Source organism: Kitasatospora sp. NPDC048545, assembly GCF_040651155.1.
In the GTDB taxonomy this organism is placed as follows: Bacteria; Actinomycetota; Actinomycetes; order Streptomycetales; family Streptomycetaceae; genus Kitasatospora.
In genome coordinates this window covers 121,445-136,041 of sequence record NZ_JBEZIQ010000017.1, presented here as the reverse complement: position 1 = coordinate 136,041, position 14,597 = coordinate 121,445, and the positions used below count along the sequence as shown (strand labels likewise).

19 protein-coding genes and 2 pseudogenes are annotated in these 14,597 nt (G+C 73.5%); 8 read left to right on the top strand and 13 right to left on the bottom strand.

Going from position 1 to position 14,597, the window contains the following annotated elements; translation table 11 throughout:
• Positions 1 to 59 precede the first annotated feature (59 nt).
• Positions 60 to 668, top strand: a complete 609-nt coding sequence (locus tag AB0D10_RS18420) for a helix-turn-helix domain-containing protein (RefSeq protein WP_360257234.1) — start codon at positions 60 to 62, stop codon at positions 666 to 668.
• An 87-nt stretch (positions 669 to 755) separates the two neighbouring features.
• Positions 756 to 854 (top strand): annotated as a pseudogene (locus tag AB0D10_RS18415) (methylmalonyl Co-A mutase-associated GTPase MeaB); the annotation flags it as partial.
• A gap of 303 nt (positions 855 to 1,157) precedes the next feature.
• Here the strand turns inward: AB0D10_RS18415 and AB0D10_RS18410 are convergent.
• On the bottom strand, positions 1,158 to 2,030 hold the full coding sequence (locus AB0D10_RS18410) for an alpha/beta fold hydrolase (protein ID WP_360257231.1): 873 nt from the start codon (positions 2,028 to 2,030) through the stop codon (positions 1,158 to 1,160).
• Positions 2,031 to 2,111: 81 nt separating this feature from the next.
• On the opposite strand from AB0D10_RS18410, the gene AB0D10_RS18405 reads away from it, so the two are divergent.
• A complete protein-coding gene (locus tag AB0D10_RS18405; RefSeq protein ID WP_360257228.1) occupies positions 2,112 to 2,708 on the top strand; it encodes a TetR family transcriptional regulator C-terminal domain-containing protein in 597 nt (198 codons plus the stop codon).
• A gap of 64 nt (positions 2,709 to 2,772) precedes the next feature.
• Here AB0D10_RS18405 and AB0D10_RS18400 read toward each other — a convergent pair whose 3' ends face one another.
• Positions 2,773 to 3,501 carry a dienelactone hydrolase family protein gene (locus AB0D10_RS18400; protein ID WP_360257226.1) on the bottom strand — a complete coding sequence of 243 codons (729 nt, stop codon included), beginning with the start codon at positions 3,499 to 3,501 and terminating at the stop codon, positions 2,773 to 2,775.
• A gap of 169 nt (positions 3,502 to 3,670) precedes the next feature.
• Here AB0D10_RS18400 and AB0D10_RS18395 point away from each other — a divergent pair, with 169 nt between their 5' ends.
• Positions 3,671 to 4,723 (top strand): acyl-CoA desaturase, encoded by a 1,053-nt coding sequence (locus tag AB0D10_RS18395; protein ID WP_360257224.1) that lies wholly within the window; start codon positions 3,671 to 3,673, stop codon positions 4,721 to 4,723.
• Between the two features lie 86 nt (positions 4,724 to 4,809).
• On the opposite strand, the gene AB0D10_RS18390 is transcribed toward AB0D10_RS18395, so the two are convergent.
• On the bottom strand, positions 4,810 to 4,944 hold the full coding sequence (locus AB0D10_RS18390) for a hypothetical protein (RefSeq protein ID WP_360257222.1): 135 nt from the start codon (positions 4,942 to 4,944) through the stop codon (positions 4,810 to 4,812).
• A gap of 65 nt (positions 4,945 to 5,009) precedes the next feature.
• Positions 5,010 to 5,204: pseudogene (locus AB0D10_RS18385) on the bottom strand (Scr1 family TA system antitoxin-like transcriptional regulator); the annotation flags it as partial.
• 38 nt (positions 5,205 to 5,242) lie between these two features.
• Here AB0D10_RS18385 and AB0D10_RS18380 point away from each other — a divergent pair.
• Positions 5,243 to 5,476 carry a hypothetical protein gene (locus AB0D10_RS18380; protein ID WP_360257220.1) on the top strand — a complete coding sequence of 78 codons (234 nt, stop codon included), beginning with the start codon at positions 5,243 to 5,245 and terminating at the stop codon, positions 5,474 to 5,476.
• Positions 5,477 to 5,646: 170 nt separating this feature from the next.
• Here the strand turns inward: AB0D10_RS18380 and AB0D10_RS18375 are convergent, their stop codons facing one another.
• The gene (locus tag AB0D10_RS18375; protein ID WP_360257217.1) at positions 5,647 to 6,015 is read right to left on the bottom strand and encodes a nuclear transport factor 2 family protein; all 369 of its coding nucleotides are present in this window, start codon (positions 6,013 to 6,015) and stop codon (positions 5,647 to 5,649) included.
• A 70-nt stretch (positions 6,016 to 6,085) separates the two neighbouring features.
• On the opposite strand from AB0D10_RS18375, the gene AB0D10_RS18370 reads away from it, so the two are divergent.
• A complete protein-coding gene (locus AB0D10_RS18370) occupies positions 6,086 to 6,961 on the top strand; it encodes a LysR family transcriptional regulator (protein ID WP_360257215.1) in 876 nt (291 codons plus the stop codon).
• Positions 6,962 to 7,020: 59 nt separating this feature from the next.
• Here the strand turns inward: AB0D10_RS18370 and AB0D10_RS18365 are convergent, their stop codons facing one another.
• On the bottom strand, positions 7,021 to 7,608 hold the full coding sequence (locus AB0D10_RS18365; protein WP_360257213.1) for a TIGR03086 family metal-binding protein: 588 nt from the start codon (positions 7,606 to 7,608) through the stop codon (positions 7,021 to 7,023).
• A 65-nt stretch (positions 7,609 to 7,673) separates the two neighbouring features.
• Between AB0D10_RS18365 and AB0D10_RS18360 the strand changes: the two genes are divergently transcribed.
• Positions 7,674 to 8,474, top strand: coding sequence for a helix-turn-helix domain-containing protein (locus AB0D10_RS18360; RefSeq protein WP_360257210.1), 801 nt, complete (start codon positions 7,674 to 7,676; stop codon positions 8,472 to 8,474).
• Here the strand turns inward: AB0D10_RS18360 and AB0D10_RS18355 are convergent.
• The 6 genes from AB0D10_RS18355 to AB0D10_RS18330 all read right to left on the bottom strand — a co-directional run bounded on the left by AB0D10_RS18355 (position 8,456) and on the right by AB0D10_RS18330 (position 13,361).
• Complete coding sequence (locus tag AB0D10_RS18355; RefSeq protein WP_360257207.1) at positions 8,456 to 9,163, bottom strand: VC0807 family protein; 708 nt, start codon at positions 9,161 to 9,163, stop codon at positions 8,456 to 8,458. The two genes, AB0D10_RS18360 and AB0D10_RS18355, sit on opposite strands and share 19 nt — an antisense overlap.
• A gap of 58 nt (positions 9,164 to 9,221) precedes the next feature.
• Entirely contained in the window at positions 9,222 to 9,353 is a 132-nt protein-coding gene (locus AB0D10_RS18350) for a hypothetical protein (protein WP_360257204.1), read from the bottom strand.
• The gene (locus tag AB0D10_RS18345) at positions 9,350 to 10,351 is read right to left on the bottom strand and encodes an iron-siderophore ABC transporter substrate-binding protein (RefSeq protein WP_360257202.1); all 1,002 of its coding nucleotides are present in this window, start codon (positions 10,349 to 10,351) and stop codon (positions 9,350 to 9,352) included. The genes AB0D10_RS18350 and AB0D10_RS18345 overlap by 4 nt, the downstream gene beginning before the upstream one ends.
• A gap of 90 nt (positions 10,352 to 10,441) precedes the next feature.
• On the bottom strand, positions 10,442 to 11,260 hold the full coding sequence (locus AB0D10_RS18340; protein ID WP_360257199.1) for an ABC transporter ATP-binding protein: 819 nt from the start codon (positions 11,258 to 11,260) through the stop codon (positions 10,442 to 10,444).
• The gene (locus AB0D10_RS18335; protein ID WP_360257196.1) at positions 11,260 to 12,327 is read right to left on the bottom strand and encodes an iron chelate uptake ABC transporter family permease subunit; all 1,068 of its coding nucleotides are present in this window, start codon (positions 12,325 to 12,327) and stop codon (positions 11,260 to 11,262) included. The genes AB0D10_RS18340 and AB0D10_RS18335 overlap by 1 nt, the downstream gene beginning before the upstream one ends.
• Complete coding sequence (locus AB0D10_RS18330) at positions 12,324 to 13,361, bottom strand: iron ABC transporter permease (protein WP_360257194.1); 1,038 nt, start codon at positions 13,359 to 13,361, stop codon at positions 12,324 to 12,326. Before AB0D10_RS18330 ends, AB0D10_RS18335 begins: the two co-directional genes overlap by 4 nt.
• A gap of 99 nt (positions 13,362 to 13,460) precedes the next feature.
• Here AB0D10_RS18330 and AB0D10_RS18325 point away from each other — a divergent pair, with 99 nt between their 5' ends.
• Positions 13,461 to 14,111 carry an HAD family hydrolase gene (locus AB0D10_RS18325; RefSeq protein WP_360257192.1) on the top strand — a complete coding sequence of 217 codons (651 nt, stop codon included), beginning with the start codon at positions 13,461 to 13,463 and terminating at the stop codon, positions 14,109 to 14,111.
• Here the strand turns inward: AB0D10_RS18325 and AB0D10_RS18320 are convergent.
• Positions 14,108 to 14,338: a hypothetical protein gene (locus AB0D10_RS18320; protein ID WP_360257189.1), complete on the bottom strand. Its 231-nt coding sequence runs from the start codon at positions 14,336 to 14,338 to the stop codon at positions 14,108 to 14,110. The genes AB0D10_RS18325 and AB0D10_RS18320 overlap by 4 nt on opposite strands.
• Positions 14,339 to 14,597 lie beyond the last annotated feature (259 nt).

Below are 14,597 nucleotides of genomic sequence, written 5' to 3'. Positions count from 1 at the left end.
TCACGCGGAACTGCCGGTTCGCGCGGACGGTCGACGCGGAGCGAGTGGAGGCGAGCGGGATGAGTCCCCGGGGCTACCGGATGGGACAGCGGCAGGCGGAGGTCGACGAGACCCGGGCCCGGATCGTCGCCGCCGCCCGGGCCCACCTGGCCGAGACCGGCGCGGTGTCGCCGGACGCGGTCGCCCGCCGCGCGGACGTCGCCCGGGCCACCGTCTACTACCAGTTCGGTTCCAAGGTGGGCCTGCTGGAGGCGGTCTGCGACGCCCTCGCCGCCCAGGGCGGCATGGCCCGGCTCGCCGAGGCGTTCACCCTGGCCGACCCGTGGGCGGCGGTGGACCGCTTCGTCGAGGTGATGGGCGGCTTCTGGGCGGTCGACCGGGTGTGCACCCGCCGGCTGCGCGCCCTCGCCGCCCTCGACGACGAGGTCGGCCGGGTCATCGCCGACCGTGACGCCCGCCGTCGCGAGGGTGCCGCGGTCCTGACCGGGCGGCTGCCGGACGCCCCGGCCGACGCGGCGCACCTGCTCTTCGTGCTGACCTCCTTCGAGACCTACGACGCCCTGGCGGCTGAGGCGGCGGCCGAGCCGGAGGGTGACCTGACCGCCGCCGTCCCCGCCGTCACCCGCCTGGTCCGCGCCGCCCTGGGTGCGGACCGGGCGGGGGCGTAGGGCCCGCGGGCCTCAGCGCAGCGGGAGCGCCTTCACGCCGGAGAGCAGCGGGATCAGCTGGTAGTTCCCGTCCCCGGCGCCGCAGGAGGGCTTGGTGTCAGGGGTGTCGGAGATGTTCGTCCCGGCCTTGAACCGACCGTCCCCGCTCGCGGTGAAGGTCGTGAAGTGGTCGTGGAAGCGGTCGAAGTAGTACATGCACTGGTGCAGGTTCAGGTACCGCCCGGCGGTCAGGTCCAGGGGCGTGGCGCTCGACAGCAGCGGAACGGAGTGGTCGACGCCGCCGCCGTCACCGCAGCTCGGGGCGCCGGCGAGTGCGGCGCAGGAGCGGGGGGACAGGCGCATCGGGGGAGTCTCCGTGGTGCGGTGCGGCCGCTCTGAGCGAGCGGCCGTCACGCACGAGGCTTCCCCGGGTGCCCGGCGCTCCCGGCCGGCGCTCCGGAGGTTCACCTGAACGACCGGCTGCCCCGATGCCCGGTGTTGACGTCGAGGTCAACTGGCCTGTCCGGTGGTGGTGCTGAGGATCCCGGCGAGGACGGCCGCCGGGTCGTCGGTGGGCAGGGCGTGCCCGGTGTCCGGGACGAGGTCGACCCGGGCGGCCGGGGCGAGACGGTGCAGCCGGGCGGCGACTTCGCGGGCGTCGTGCAGGGCGCTGCGCTCGCCGAGGAGGAAGAGGGCGGGGGCGCTCAGCCGGCCCAGTTCCTCGTCGGTGAGGGTGGTGGCCAGGGGCAGTCGGCGGCGGAAGCCCATCGAGGCGCGCATCAGGGTCATCAGCTCGGTGTCCAGGATCGCGCTGTTGCCGACGAGCCCGGCCAGCCGGGGCCGGAGGGGGCGCGGGGCCAGGGCGGCGAGGCCTCCGGCGATGAGCCAGGTGTAGAAGCGGCGGCCCGGGTCGGCCAGGCCTGCCGGGTCGACCAGGGTGAGGGTGGTGGTCCGCCCGGGGTGGTGGATCTGGTGGTTGAGGGCGATCCAGCCGCCGTAGGAGCAGCCGACCAGGTGGACGGCGGGCAGGTCGAGGGTGGTGAGGAGGTCCTCCAGCCAGGCGGCGGCGTCGCGGCCGTCGCGGACGGGGGCGGTCTGCACGCTGGCGCCGGGTTCGCCGATGGTGTCGACGGCGATGACGGGGTGCCGTCGGGCGAGGGCGTCGAGGTAGCCGTGCCACATCAGGGCGTTGCCGCCCGAGCCGGGCAGCAGGACGATCGGCTGCCCCTCGGCGGGGCCGGTGCGGTGGATGCGGGTGGTGCCGAAGCCGGTGGGGACGTCGACCGAGGTCCGCGCCCCCGGCCACAGCTGGGTCAGCGCGCGCTCGTAGGCGGCGTGGAAGCGGGCTTCGGCCTTGCCGTTCCTGAACTCGCTGATTCGCATGGTACATGTGTATCACAGGCATGATACGGGTGTATCAGGAAATGGGGCCCGACCGCGGGCCCGGTCAGGGAGGCCGGAACCATGACCGCGAAGGTCGACCACGAGGAGCGCCGACGGCAGATCGCCGAGGCCCTGCTGCGCATCGCCGACACCGAAGGGCTGCAGGCGGCCAGCATGCGGGCGGTCGCGACGGAGGCCGGCGTCTCACTGCGGCTCGTGCAGTACTACTTCACGACCAAGGAGGGCCTGCTGCTGGACGCCCTGGCCAGGCTCGGTGCCCAGCTCCAGGCCCGGATGGAGCGCTGGATCGGCGAGGAGCGCGCCCCGCGCGAGGTGGTCACCGCCATCCTGTCCTGCATCCTGCCGACGGACGCCGAGAGCCGCCGGATCACCAGGACGTACGCCGCGTACTACGCGCTCGTGCTCAACGACCCCGCGGTACTGGAGAAGCAGGCCGCGCAGCCCCCGGTCGTACTGGAGGGCTTCCTCGCCAAACAGCTCCGTACGGCGCAGGGGGCCGGTCGGATCGACGCCCGCCGGGACGTCGGGGCCGCCGCCGCCGGGCTGCTGGCCATGGTCAACGGACTCGGATCGAGCGTTCTGGGCGGTCAGCGCAGCGGCGAGGAGGCACTGGCGATCCTCACGTACCACCTGGACGAGCTGTTCCGGGTGTCGTGAGCCCGGCGGCCCCGCGCGCTCGTCGGCACGAGGGGACGCCGGTGCGAGGAGCCGCCGGTGCGGCCTACAGCCGGTCGGCCAGGGCCCGGTGGATCCGTTGCCAGGCGTCGGCGGTGGCGGCGGCGTCGTGCCCGTCGGCCCGGTCGGCGGCGAAGCCGTGGCCGGCACCCGGGTAGGTGACCAGCTCGTGGGCGACCCCGGCCTCGGTGAGCTTCTCCTCGACGGCCTTCCACTCGTCGAGCGGCAGGATGTGGTCCTGGTCGCCGTTGAAGCCCAGCAGGAACACGCCGTTGGCGGCGATACGGTCGGCGGTCTCCAGCGGCGGCACCGGGCCGACGAGCGGGAAGCCGGAGTTGAGCATCCAGCCCGGGTAGAACACGGCGGCCAGCTCGAAGCGCAGCTCGGTGGCGGCGCGGACGGCGATGTGACCGCCCATGCTGGTGCCCAGGAACGCCACCCCGTGGACGCCGGCCGCTTCGCGTGCGGCGGCCAGCGCGTCGGTGGCGTCGGCCACCAGCCGGTTGCGGTCCAGGGCGCGCATCAGGACGAGCCCCGCCTCCCGCTCCTCGGCGCTGTAGCCGAGTTCGGTGCGACGGGCGTCGCGCCAGTAGAAGTCCGGTGCCAGCGCGACGTATCCGAGGGCGGCCAGCTCGGCGCAGATCCCGCGGACGTAGGCGTTGACCCCGTACAGCTCGGCGCAGACGACGACGGCGCCGCGCACCTCGCCGTCCGGGTGGTGGACGTAGGCCTCGATGCCGCCCGACGCCCCGATCTCCTGCCACTGACCTGTCATCAAATCCCCCGTGGTGTGGGCCGGATGGGTCCGGCCGGATGGTGTCGGCCGACATCGTAGACGGTCGTCGCGCATGGGCCGGCCCCCCGCGCGGGCCGGGGGTTAACACCCGTACGGGACGGGTGCTTCCCCCGTTCTCCGAGGCCGCGTGCCGGACCAGACTCGGGGCATGTCCACACAGACCGTGACGACGGCCGTCGCCCCCGCTCCGCAGGCGGAGCGCAGCGCCGGCAGCGACTTCGCCCGACTGAGCCGCCGGATGGCCGCCGAGGGCCTGCTCGACCGGCGCCCCGGTTACTACGCCGTCCGCATCGCCCTGGTGCTCGCCGCGTTCCTCGGCGGCTGGTACGCGGTGTTCGCGCTGGGCGACACCTGGTGGCAGCTCGGCCTGGCGGCGGCGATGTCCGTCGTCTTCGCCCAGGTCGCCCTGCTGTCGCACGACCTCGCGCACCGCCAGGTCTTCAGCCACCGGCTGCCGAGCGAGATCGGCGGCCGGATCGCCGCGAACCTGCTGATGGGCATGAGTTACGGCTGGTGGATGAACAAGCACACCCGCCACCACGCCAACCCCAACCACGAGGAGCGGGACCCGGACGTCGCGCCCGACCTCCTGGTGTGGTCCCAGCGGCAGGCCCGGCAGGCGAACGGGATCGCCCGGTTCATCGGCCGCCGGCAGGCGTACCTGTTCCTCCCGCTGCTCCTGCTGGAGGGCCTCAACCTGAGCTTCAACAGCTTCCGCGCGCTGCGCAGCCCCACGATGAAGCGGCCGGTGCTGGAGGGCGTGCTGCTGGTGGTGCACTTCGTGGCGTACTTCGGCCTGGTGTTCACGGCGCTGCCGACGGGGAAGGCGGTCGCGTTCCTGGCCGTGCACCAGGCGCTGCTCGGGGTGTACCTGGGCTGCGTCTTCGCGCCGAACCACAAGGGCATGCTGATGGTGACGCCGGAGCTGAAGCTGGACTTCCTGCGCCGCCAGGTGCTGACCTCGCGCAACGTGCGGGGTGGTGCGGTCATCGACGCGGTGATGGGCGGCCTCAACTACCAGGTGGAGCACCACCTGTTCCCCAGCATGCCGACCCCCGCGCTCGGCCGGGCCGCCCGGATCACCCGGGAGTTCTGCGTGGAGGAGGGGATCCCGTACTACGAGACGGGCCTGCTGCGGTCGTACCGCGAGGTCTTCGCGCACCTGCACCGGACGGGGGAGCCGATCCGCTTCGGCGAGTGAGGCAGGGGCGGACGGGTCAGGGGGCGGGGACAGGGGAGTGGGAGTGGGAAGTCGGTGGGGCCGACTTCCCACTCCGGTTGGCGGCTTCAACCCCGGCAGGGCACCGGGTTGTCCGGGGAGTCGAGCCACACCGTCCGGCCGTCGGGCGTGACGGTGAGGCCGAAGCCGTAGCGCTCGACAAGCGGGAAGGCCCCGGGCACCTGCGCCCCGATGGAGAACATGGCCGGCCGGCGGGTTCGAGCACACCGCCTGGCGGTCGGGGACGAGGGCCGGTCAGCTCCGCGACCGCATCGAGGTACTCGGGACCGTGAGAGGACTCCCGTTCAACGGTGTCGAGTTCAGGAACCGCACCGAACGCGTACGTGAGGTTCTCGGCGGGTCCAGGGAAGGTCTCGATGTCGAACGGTACGACTCGAATCGTCATCCAGGGCAACTCGGAGTCTTCGATCAGAGATGAAAGCTGTTCCTTGAGGATCTTCGTGCCTCCGAACCGGACGGTGCCGCGTGAACCGTCACCCCATGAAGCCGACCGACCCGCGGATCCGCAACTACACCGACGACCACATCCGCACCCTCCTGGCCGAAGCCCAGGAGCGCGGCAAGAAGTTCGGCCTGATCTGGCCCTCGGCGGGCACCGACATGACCCTCGACGGCCGGGTCCTGGTCCGCTTCGGCACCGCCCCGGCCTCCACCCTCCTCAACCTCCTCACCCTCCTCCTCGACGCCGACCGCGAGACCTGGTGCGATTCCTGATCGGTACGGCCTTCGCCGTCCTCCTCGCCCTCGCCTTCGCGACCGTCGCCCTGGGCGTGGTCACCGCCCTCCGCGCGGCCCCGCCGGACGAGGACGTGTAGGAGCATGCAGAGGAGGGCCGTCGTCACCCCCGTCGACCACGGCCCTCCTGCTCTCCGACTCTCTCCCGCTCAGCTGTTCTTCTCGAATCCGGCGAGCAGGGCGCGCGGGTCGAAGGTGACCCGGATCCGGGCGATCTTCCCGTCCTCGACGTGCATCCAGTTCACCGTCGGGGTCGGCTCCGCGATGCTGGTGTTCAGTTCGAACCAGGTGATCACCTCGTCGCCCTCGGCGACCCGCACCTTCACGTCGATCTTCTCCAGCACCCGCCCGAGTCCCTGCAGCCCGGCCAGTGCCTGCTCCACGCCGGTGGCCGTCCCCAGTGCCCCGACGAAGTCCACGTCGTCGGCCAGCAGTCCCCGGAGGGTCTCGAAGTCGCCCGTCTCCCAGGCGGTGAAGTAGGTCTCGGCAAGCTCGCGTGCGTTCTTCGTCGTCGTCATGCCGCCATCCTTCCGCCGCCCGATCCATCCGTCCAACAGATGGATCGGATGCCAGCTATCATCATCAGATATGGAGATGCACCAGCTGCGGTACTTCGCCGCCGTCATCGACGAAGGCTCCTTCACGGCGGCCGCAGCCCACCTGCACGTCAGCCAGTCCGGCATCAGCACCCAGGTCGCCAAACTGGAACGCGAGTTGGGGCAACAGCTGCTCGACCGCACCGGCCGCCGGGTCCGGCTCACCCCGGCCGGCGAGGCGATCCTCCCGCTGGCCAAGAGCGCCCTGGCCACACTGGACGCCATCCGCCACACCGCCGCCGAGTACGCCGACGCCGTACGCGGCCGGGTCCGCCTCGGCATGATCATGGGCTGCTCGATCCCGCCGTTCCTGGACACCGTCGCCGACCTCGGCCGCACCCACCCCGGCATCGAACTGAGCCTGCACGAGGGCCACTCCGACCTGCTCCAGGCGCAGGTCCTGTCGGGCTCCCTCGACCTCGCCCTGATCGGCTACGCGGGCGAGGCCGCCACGGGCCTGGACGTCGACATCGTCATCGACGAGCAGGTCGCCGCGGTCGTCCCGGCCGGGCACCCGCTCGACCGGCCCGGACTGACCCTCGCCGACCTGCGCGGCGAGAAGATCCTCTGCCTCTCCCGGGGCACCGGCATCCGCGCCGCCTACGAGCAGTCCTGCGCGCAGCAGGGCCTCGACCCGCGCGTGGACATCGACGCCAGCTCCCCGGCGACCGTCCTGCGCCTCGCCGAACGCGGCGCCGGCGTCGCGGTGCTCAGCCCCTCGTCCGTCGAGGGCCCCGGCCTGAGCACCGTCCCGATCGCCGACGCCGCCGTCCGTTCCTGTCTCGGCCTTGTCGGCCGCCCCGGCGAGCAGTCCCCGGCCGTCCGCGTCCTGCGCGCCAAGCTCTCTGCCGCGCTGGGGAGTGCCTAGGGCCCCTGGGCCCTGTCCGGCGGATCTTGCGGGGCATGCGACGCCGGCAGGTGCCAGGGCTAGCCCTTCCAGTGCGGGTCGCGGCCGGAGGCGGCCAGCGCGCGGTGCCAGGCGGGGGCGTCGTCCGGCAGTGCCACCGCCCCGGCGAAGCCTTCGTACTGCCGGTACAGCTCGGCGTTCTCGGCGACGATCTCGGCGACCAGGACGGCGAGTTCCTCGTCGACCGCGATCTCCCCGCCGGTCGCGCGGGCGACGTCCCACCCGTGCAGGAGGAGTTCCAGGACCAGCATCCGGGCGATCCCCACCGCCGGCACCGGGGAGCCGCCGAGGTCGACGTCCCCCTCCCAGGCGGCCGGGTCGGCCCAGGCCGCGACGGCGCGCTCCAGCTGCGCCGCGTAGTCGGCCGACCAGCCGGGCTCGGCGGCGAAGTCGCGGTCGACCAGCTCCTTCGGCAGCTCGGTGCGCCGGGCGCGGTGCTCCAGGCCGTGCGAGGTGTAGAGCACCCAGTGGTTGATCAGCGCCCGGGTGTCGAAGTCCGTGCAGGGCGTCGGGGCGTCCAGCGGCCGGTCGGCCGGGACGGCGGCGGCGACTCCGGCAGCGGCGGTGGCGGCGCGGGCCAGGAAGGGGTGCATCGGGTGGACGTTCATGCTCCCGATCGTCCGCCGCGCCCCGCTCCCCGGTCTTGAAGAAACGCGACGCTAGCCTGGCCGTCATGGACTCTGCGGACTCTCCCGATCTCGGCCGCGGCGTGCTGCACCCGGCCCGGGCGGCCGAGTTGATCAGCGTGGAGCGGCTGGCGCCCGATCCCGGGGTGACGCGGTTCGTCGAGTACTACTGGCTGGTGCGCTGGGACCTGCACGGCCTGCCCGCGTACGAGCAGAAGGTGCTCGCCCACCCCAACGTCCACCTGGTGTTCGAGGCCCCGCGGGCCAGGGTCTACGGGGTGGACCGCTCGCTCTTCGTCCGCCGGCTGGAGGGCGCCGGGCACGTGCTGGGCGTGAAGTTCCGCCCGGGCGCCTTCCGTTCCTTCGCGGGCCGCCCGGTGAGCGTGCTGGCCGACCGGTCCGTCCCGGCCGCCGAGTTCTTCGGCGCCGCCGCAGACCGTCTCAACGCGGCACTGCTGAGCGGCGACGCGGGCGACCCGGCGGCCCTCGCGGACGGCTTCCTGCTGCCCCGGCTGCCCGGGCCGGACCCGGTCGCCGACGAGGTCGCCGCGATGGTGGACCGGATCACCGGCACGCCGGACCTGTGCCGGGTGGACGACCTGGCCGGGGAGTTCGGCCTCGGCGTCCGCCGCCTGCAGCGCCTGTTCGCCGAGTACGTCGGTGCCTCCCCGAAGTGGGTGCTGCGTCGCGCCCGGCTGCACGAGGCAGCGGAACGGGCCGGTCACGGCGGCGAGTTGGACCTGGCCGCACTCGCCGCCGAACTGGGCTACGCGGACCAGGCCCACCTCACCCGCGACTTCACCGCGGCCGTCGGCGAGCCCCCGGCCCGTTACGCGGCGGCGGGCTGAGCGGCCTCCGTCGCGGCGGCGGCCTCGGCCGCGGCCCGGCCCTTCGCACTGGCCCGCTTGGCGTAGGCGATGGTGAAGTAGACCAGCCCGCCGAGCACCACGTACGGAAGGATGTTGTTGACCGTCACCACCGTGCCGTGCGACAGGGTGTAGACCAGCACGATCCGCAGCACGGCCTCCAGGACGAAGGCCACGCCCCAGACGATGGTGAGGTTGCGCTGGACCTTGCGGAAGCCCGGGTACTGCCACATCGAGTTCCACCAGGCGACCATCTCCGGCGTGCCGTCGGTGGCGAACTTGCGCCCGAAGTAGAACATGATCGGCTTCGGCGCGGCGAGCGAGACCAGGTAGAGCACGCCGAGCAGGCCGGAGACGAAGGAGTCCTTCGCCAGCAGCATCTTCGGGTCCTGCGGGCCGATCAGCGCGACGACCAGGGTCAGCCCGACGAAGACCAGGGAGACCACGGCGAACTCGTCGATCCGGCGGTGCCAGGCGAGGTAGATCACGGTGTCGATCACCGGGCCCAGGCCGGAGAGCAGGATGGCGGTGGATTCGCTGTAGCCGTGGTCGTGCAGCTGGTTGTAGATCAGGATCGGCGCGACGACGTTGAAGCCGATGCTGATCATCCAGCCGAGGGCGGCGGCCTTCCCCTTGCGGGCAGGAGCCTGTGGAGCTGCGGTAGTTGACACTGTGTCGTCCCCCGGGAGTGAGCGGTGATTTTTCGTCTCATTCTGACGGAGCGGCAGGTCAGGCGCCCAAGCCGGAGCCGAATCGTGATCGATCGTGCCCGAGCGGGCCGCTGATCAGGCCCTTGATCGGGTCCTCGTCCGGGCCGCCGGTCACGCCCTCGACCGAGTTCCCGGGCGGGCCGCCGCTCACGCCCCGAGGAAGCGCTGCAGTTCGTCCAGCACGTAGTTGGCCCCGGTGTAGCCGATCCCCTGGAACCACAGCTGGTCGTCCACCGGGAACGCCCGGTGCGCCCGGACCGCCCCCAGTGCCTGCCAGCCCGGGCTCGCCAGCGCGGCGTCGAGGCCGGACCGCTCCGGATCGCCGTAGACCGCGTACAGCAGCAGGTCGCCGTCCGCCTTCCCGATCTGGTCGAGCGGGACCTCGAAGTCCGACTGGTCGACGTTCTGCGGGTCCGGCCGCCCGACCTGGGCGTCGGCGAGCACCGTCCCGGGGAAGCTCTGCCGGCCGTACAGCCGGATCCCGCCGCCCTCCACGAACCGGACCAGGCTCACCTTGCGCCCGGACGGCTTCGCGGCCGCCAGCGCCTGCGCGACCTGCCCGGCGTGCTTCTGGTAGGCGCCGACGAAGGCTGCCGCGGCGTCCTGCCGGCTCAACGCCTGGGCGTGCAGCTGGAAGTCGGCCTTCCAGGGGGCGCCGGTGGTCTGGGTGAGCACGGTCGGGGCGAGTTCGCGCAGCTGGTCGTACCGGTCGCCGTCGCGCGCCTGGTTGGAGAGGATCAGGTCCGGCCGCAGGGCCCGGACGGTCGGCAGGTCGGGCGAGCCGGCCGGGCCGACCAGCCGGATCCCGGCGGTCCGGGTGGCCGGCCAGTAGTCGGGGTAGCGGGTGTCGCGGGCCGGGAGGGCGGCGCCGACCGGGGTGATGCCGAGGGTCAGTGCGGAGTCGAGCACGTCGGTGTCCAGCACGACCACCCGCATCGGCCGGCCCGGCACCAGCACCGGTCCGGTGACGGTGTTCACGGTCACCGGCGGTACCGGCGGGGCGGTCGGGGAGGCGGTGGCCGACGCGGTGCCGGCGTCGAACCCGTCGGCGGTGGCCGGAGCCGGGGGGCGCGTGGCGCCGCCCGTGCACGCCGCGAGCGCGGCCCCGCCGAGGCCGGCGAGCAGGGTACGGCGGGCGATCCGGTGCATCGGCGGTCCTCGGGAGGCTCGGTGAGCGAGGCGGTCGGGGTGCCGTCGATTATGTCCGAAATGGGGGCTTCGGTGACGTCGTGCCTGCCGTCAGGCGTCCACCACCGCCGTCGCCGTCGCCGCCCACGGGGCACCCGGAACGACCAACGGCGTGCCCGTCACCGGATCCGGCACCACCACCGAGTCGAGGCCGAACACGTCCCGCACCAGCTCCGCCGTCACCACCTCGCCGGGCGCGCCCTGCGCCACCACCCGGCCGTCCCGCATCGCCACCAGGTGGTCGGCGTACCGGGCCGCCTGGTTGAGGTCGTGCAGCACGGCGACGACCGTCCGCCCGCGCTCGACGTTCAGCCGGCGCACCAGGTCCAGCACCTCCACCTGGTGCGCGATGTCCAGGTAGGTGGTCGGCTCGTCCAGCAGCAGGATGTCGGTGCCCTGGGCGAGCGCCATCGCGATCCAGGCGCGCTGGCGCTGGCCGCCCGACAGCTCGTCCATGCTGCGCTCGGCCAGGTCCGCGGTCGAGGTGCGCTCCAGTGCCTCGGAGACCGCCGTCTCGTCCTCCGACGACCACTGCTGCCACCAGCTCTGGTGCGGCTGGCGGCCGCGCGAGACCAGGTCGGCCACCGAGATGCCCTCCGGCGCGGTCGGCGACTGGGGCAGCAGTCCGAGCCGCTGGGCGATCCGCTTGGTCGGGATCCGCGCCAGCTCCTCGCCGTCCAGCAGCACCGCGCCCCGGACCGGCTTCAGCAGTCGGCCGAGGGCCCGCAGCAGGGTCGACTTGCCGCAGGCGTTCGGGCCGACGATCACCGTCACCCGCCCGTCGGGGATGCGGACGTCCAGGCCCTCGACGACCGTGCGCGCCTCGTAGGCCAGGGTGAGGCCCCGGGCCTCCAGACGGTGAGCGGACATCAGGAACCTCCACGACGGGATCGGATCAGCAGCCACATCAGGTACGGCGCGCCGACCATGCCGGTCACCACGCCCACCGGCAGTTCGGTCGGCGCCAGCAGCCGCCGGGCGATCAGGTCGGCGAGGACCACCACCAGCGCGCCGGTCAGGGCCGAGCAGAACAGCGGGACCTGCGCCGAGCGGGCCAGCCGCAGCGCGATCTGCGGGGCCATCAGCGCCACGAAGTCGACCGGCCCGGCGGCCCCGGCCGCGCAGGAGGCCAGCACGATGCCCAGCAGCGCCATGCCGAGCCGGATCCGGTCCAGCCGCAGCCCGAGGCCCACGGCGGTCGCGTCGTCGAAGGAGATCGACCGCTGGGCGCGCGCCGCCCACAGCGCGACCGGGAGGGAAGCGAGCAGCACCCAGGCGAGCCGGCCGGCCTGGTCGTAGCCGGAGCCGTTCAGGCTGCCCGTCATCCAGACCTTGGCGGCTTGGGCCTGGAAACCGTCCCCCTTGGTGAGGAACACCGAGGTCAGCGAGGACAGGGCGACGCTGATGCCGATGCCGATCAGCACGAACCGCTGGGCGTGCAGGCCGCGCCGCCAGGCCAGCGCGTACACCAGCAGCCCGGCCGCCAGGCCGCCGGCCACCGCCGCGTACGGCGCCTGGCCGGTCGAGCCGACCACGCCGTACGCCGTCAGGCCGACCACCGTGGCGGTCGCGCCCCAGGTCACGCCCACCACGTCGGGGCTGGCCAGCGGATTGCGGGCGACGGTCTGGATCAGCGCCCCGGCCAGGCCGAGCGCCGTGCCGACCAGCAGCCCGACCACCACCCGGGGCAGCCGGAACTCGCCGACCACCAGCTGGTCCGGGCTCGGCTGCCCGAGCACCACCCTGACCACCTCGGCCGGCGACACCGTGGACTCGCCCAGGCACAGCGAGGCGACCACAGTCCCGGCGAGCGTCACCAGCAGCCCGAGGGCGACGAACGCCGAGCGGCGGTGCAGCAGGAAGGAGGCCCGCCCGGCCCGCACCGCGGAGTAGCCGCGCAGCGACACCCCACGGGTGCCGGAGAAGGAGGCGTTCATGCGGCGACCACCTTCCGCCGACGGACCAGGGCCACCAGCACCGGGACGCCGACCAGCGCCGTCATCACACCCGCCGGGACCTCCGACGGCGGGAACAGGACCCGGCCGAGGGTGTCGGCGAGCAGCAGCAGGGCCGGACCGAGGACGGCGGAGAAGGCCAGGACCCAGCGGTGGTCGGCGCCCGCGACGGCGCGGGCCGCGTGCGGGACGGCCAGGCCGACGAAGGCGACCGGGCCGGCCGCAGCGACCGCCGAGCCGGTGAGGACGGTCGCGCCGAGCGCGCCGGCCGCCCGGACCAGGCCGGTCCTCGCGCCCAGCCCCTTCGCGGTGTCGTCGCCGAGCGCCAGTGCGTCCAGCCCGCGCGCCACCGCGACGACCAGCACCGTGCCGACCGCCAGGAAGGGCAGCAGCTGCCAGGCGACGTCCGAGGTCCGCCCGGAGAGCGAGCCGACGTGCCAGAAGCGGAACCGGTCCATGGTGGCCGCGTCGGTGGTCAGCACCAGGGTGTTGAGCGAGGCGATGAACGCGGACGTCGCCGAGCCGGCCAGCGCCAGCTTGATCGGCGTCGCCCCGCCCCGACCGCGCCCGGCGAGCCCGTAGACGATCACGGTGGCGATCACCGCGCCCGCGAAGCCGAACCAGACGTACCCGGTGAGGGTGGAGACGCCGAAGCCGGCGATGGCGACCACCACGCCCGCCGCCGCGCCCTGGGAGACGCCGAGGATGCCCGGGTCGGCGATCGGGTTGCGGGTCAGGCCCTGCATGACGGCCCCGGCCAGGCCGAGCGCTGCGCCGACGGCCAGGCCGACGACGGTGCGCGGCACCCGCAGCTCGCGGATCACCACGGCGTCGGCGGTGTCGCCGCCGTGCAGCAGGGCGTCCAGGGTGTCGCCGAACGGGACGTTCCGGCTGCCGACCGCGAGGCTCAGCAGCACCGCGACGGCCAGGACGGCCAGCGCGGCGGCGAGCCACAGTATTCGGTGCCGCGGCGCGCGGTGCGGCGCGCCGGGGGGTGCGGTGGTGTCGTCGGTCATGGGCCCTCTCCGCAGACAACTCAGGCAAACCTAAGTTCCGCCGCGAAGGCGGGGCAAATTGCCTCGTGGTCCCGGCCGTCCGTTGGATAGCCTGGCGACATGCCCGAGACCTCGAAGGCCCCGCTCACCGTCGGTTTCGACCTCGACATGACGCTGCTGGACACCCGGCCGGGTATCCGCGCCACCTACCTGGCGCTCTCCGCCGAGACCGGTACCGCCATCGACGCCGACCTGGTGGTCACCCGCCTGGGCCCGCCGCTGCTCGACGAGATCCGCAACTGGTTCCCCGAGGAGGAGGTCGAACGGGCCGCGACGCGCTACCGCGAGCTGTACCGCGACCATGCCTTCGCCCCGACCGTGGCCCTCCCCGGCGCGCACGCCGCCGTCGAGGCGGTCCGCGCCCACGGCGGCCGGGTCGCCGTGATCACCGGCAAGTACGAGCCGAACGCCCTCCTCCACCTGGAGCACGCCGGGATGAAGGCCGACACGGTGATCGGCGACCTCTGGGCGGAGACCAAGGGCGAGGCGCTGCGCGAGCACAGCGCGAGCATCTACGTCGGCGACCACCTCGGCGACATCCGGGGCGCCCGGCACGCGGACGCCCTCGCGGTCGGGGTGGCCACCGGCCCCTACGGCGCGGACGAGCTGCACGAGGCCGGGGCGGACGTGGTGCTGGCGGACCTCACCGGCTTCCCGGACTGGCTCGCCCGCCACCTGGCCGGCCAGTCGGCCGGGCCCCGTCCGGCCTAGGCCTCGGCCCGGCGGCGCTGGGCGCGCGCGTTCAGCAGCAGCCCGGTCAGCGCGGCCAGGAAGCCCGCCGGCATCAGCATGCTCAGCCAGTACGCGGCCGTCGGCAGCGGCGTCAGGTGCAGGAACAGCGGGACGAAGGTGACCAGGGTGGCGAGTGCGCCGAGCCCGAAGACGACCGCTCCGGCCTTGACGTACACGTCGCCGGGGTCGGCGCTCTGGCTGCTCACGTCTGCTCACTCCTCGGGGCGGTGCCGGACCGCACCCAGTCTGGCAGAGCGCGCCGGCGGACCGTCCACCGGAGCGGCTTCGTCACGTTGTGCAGTTTCCCGGCAGCTCAACGTTTTGATCCCTGCTGGGCGGGGGTATGCAGGGGGTGCCGAGGGGCGCCGCAGGTGCGCCCCGTGTCCTCAGACCCGGGGGTGTGAGCCGATGGACAGCGCAGCGACGCGACCCGGCCGTGCCAGTACCGGGTCGCCCGTGACCGCG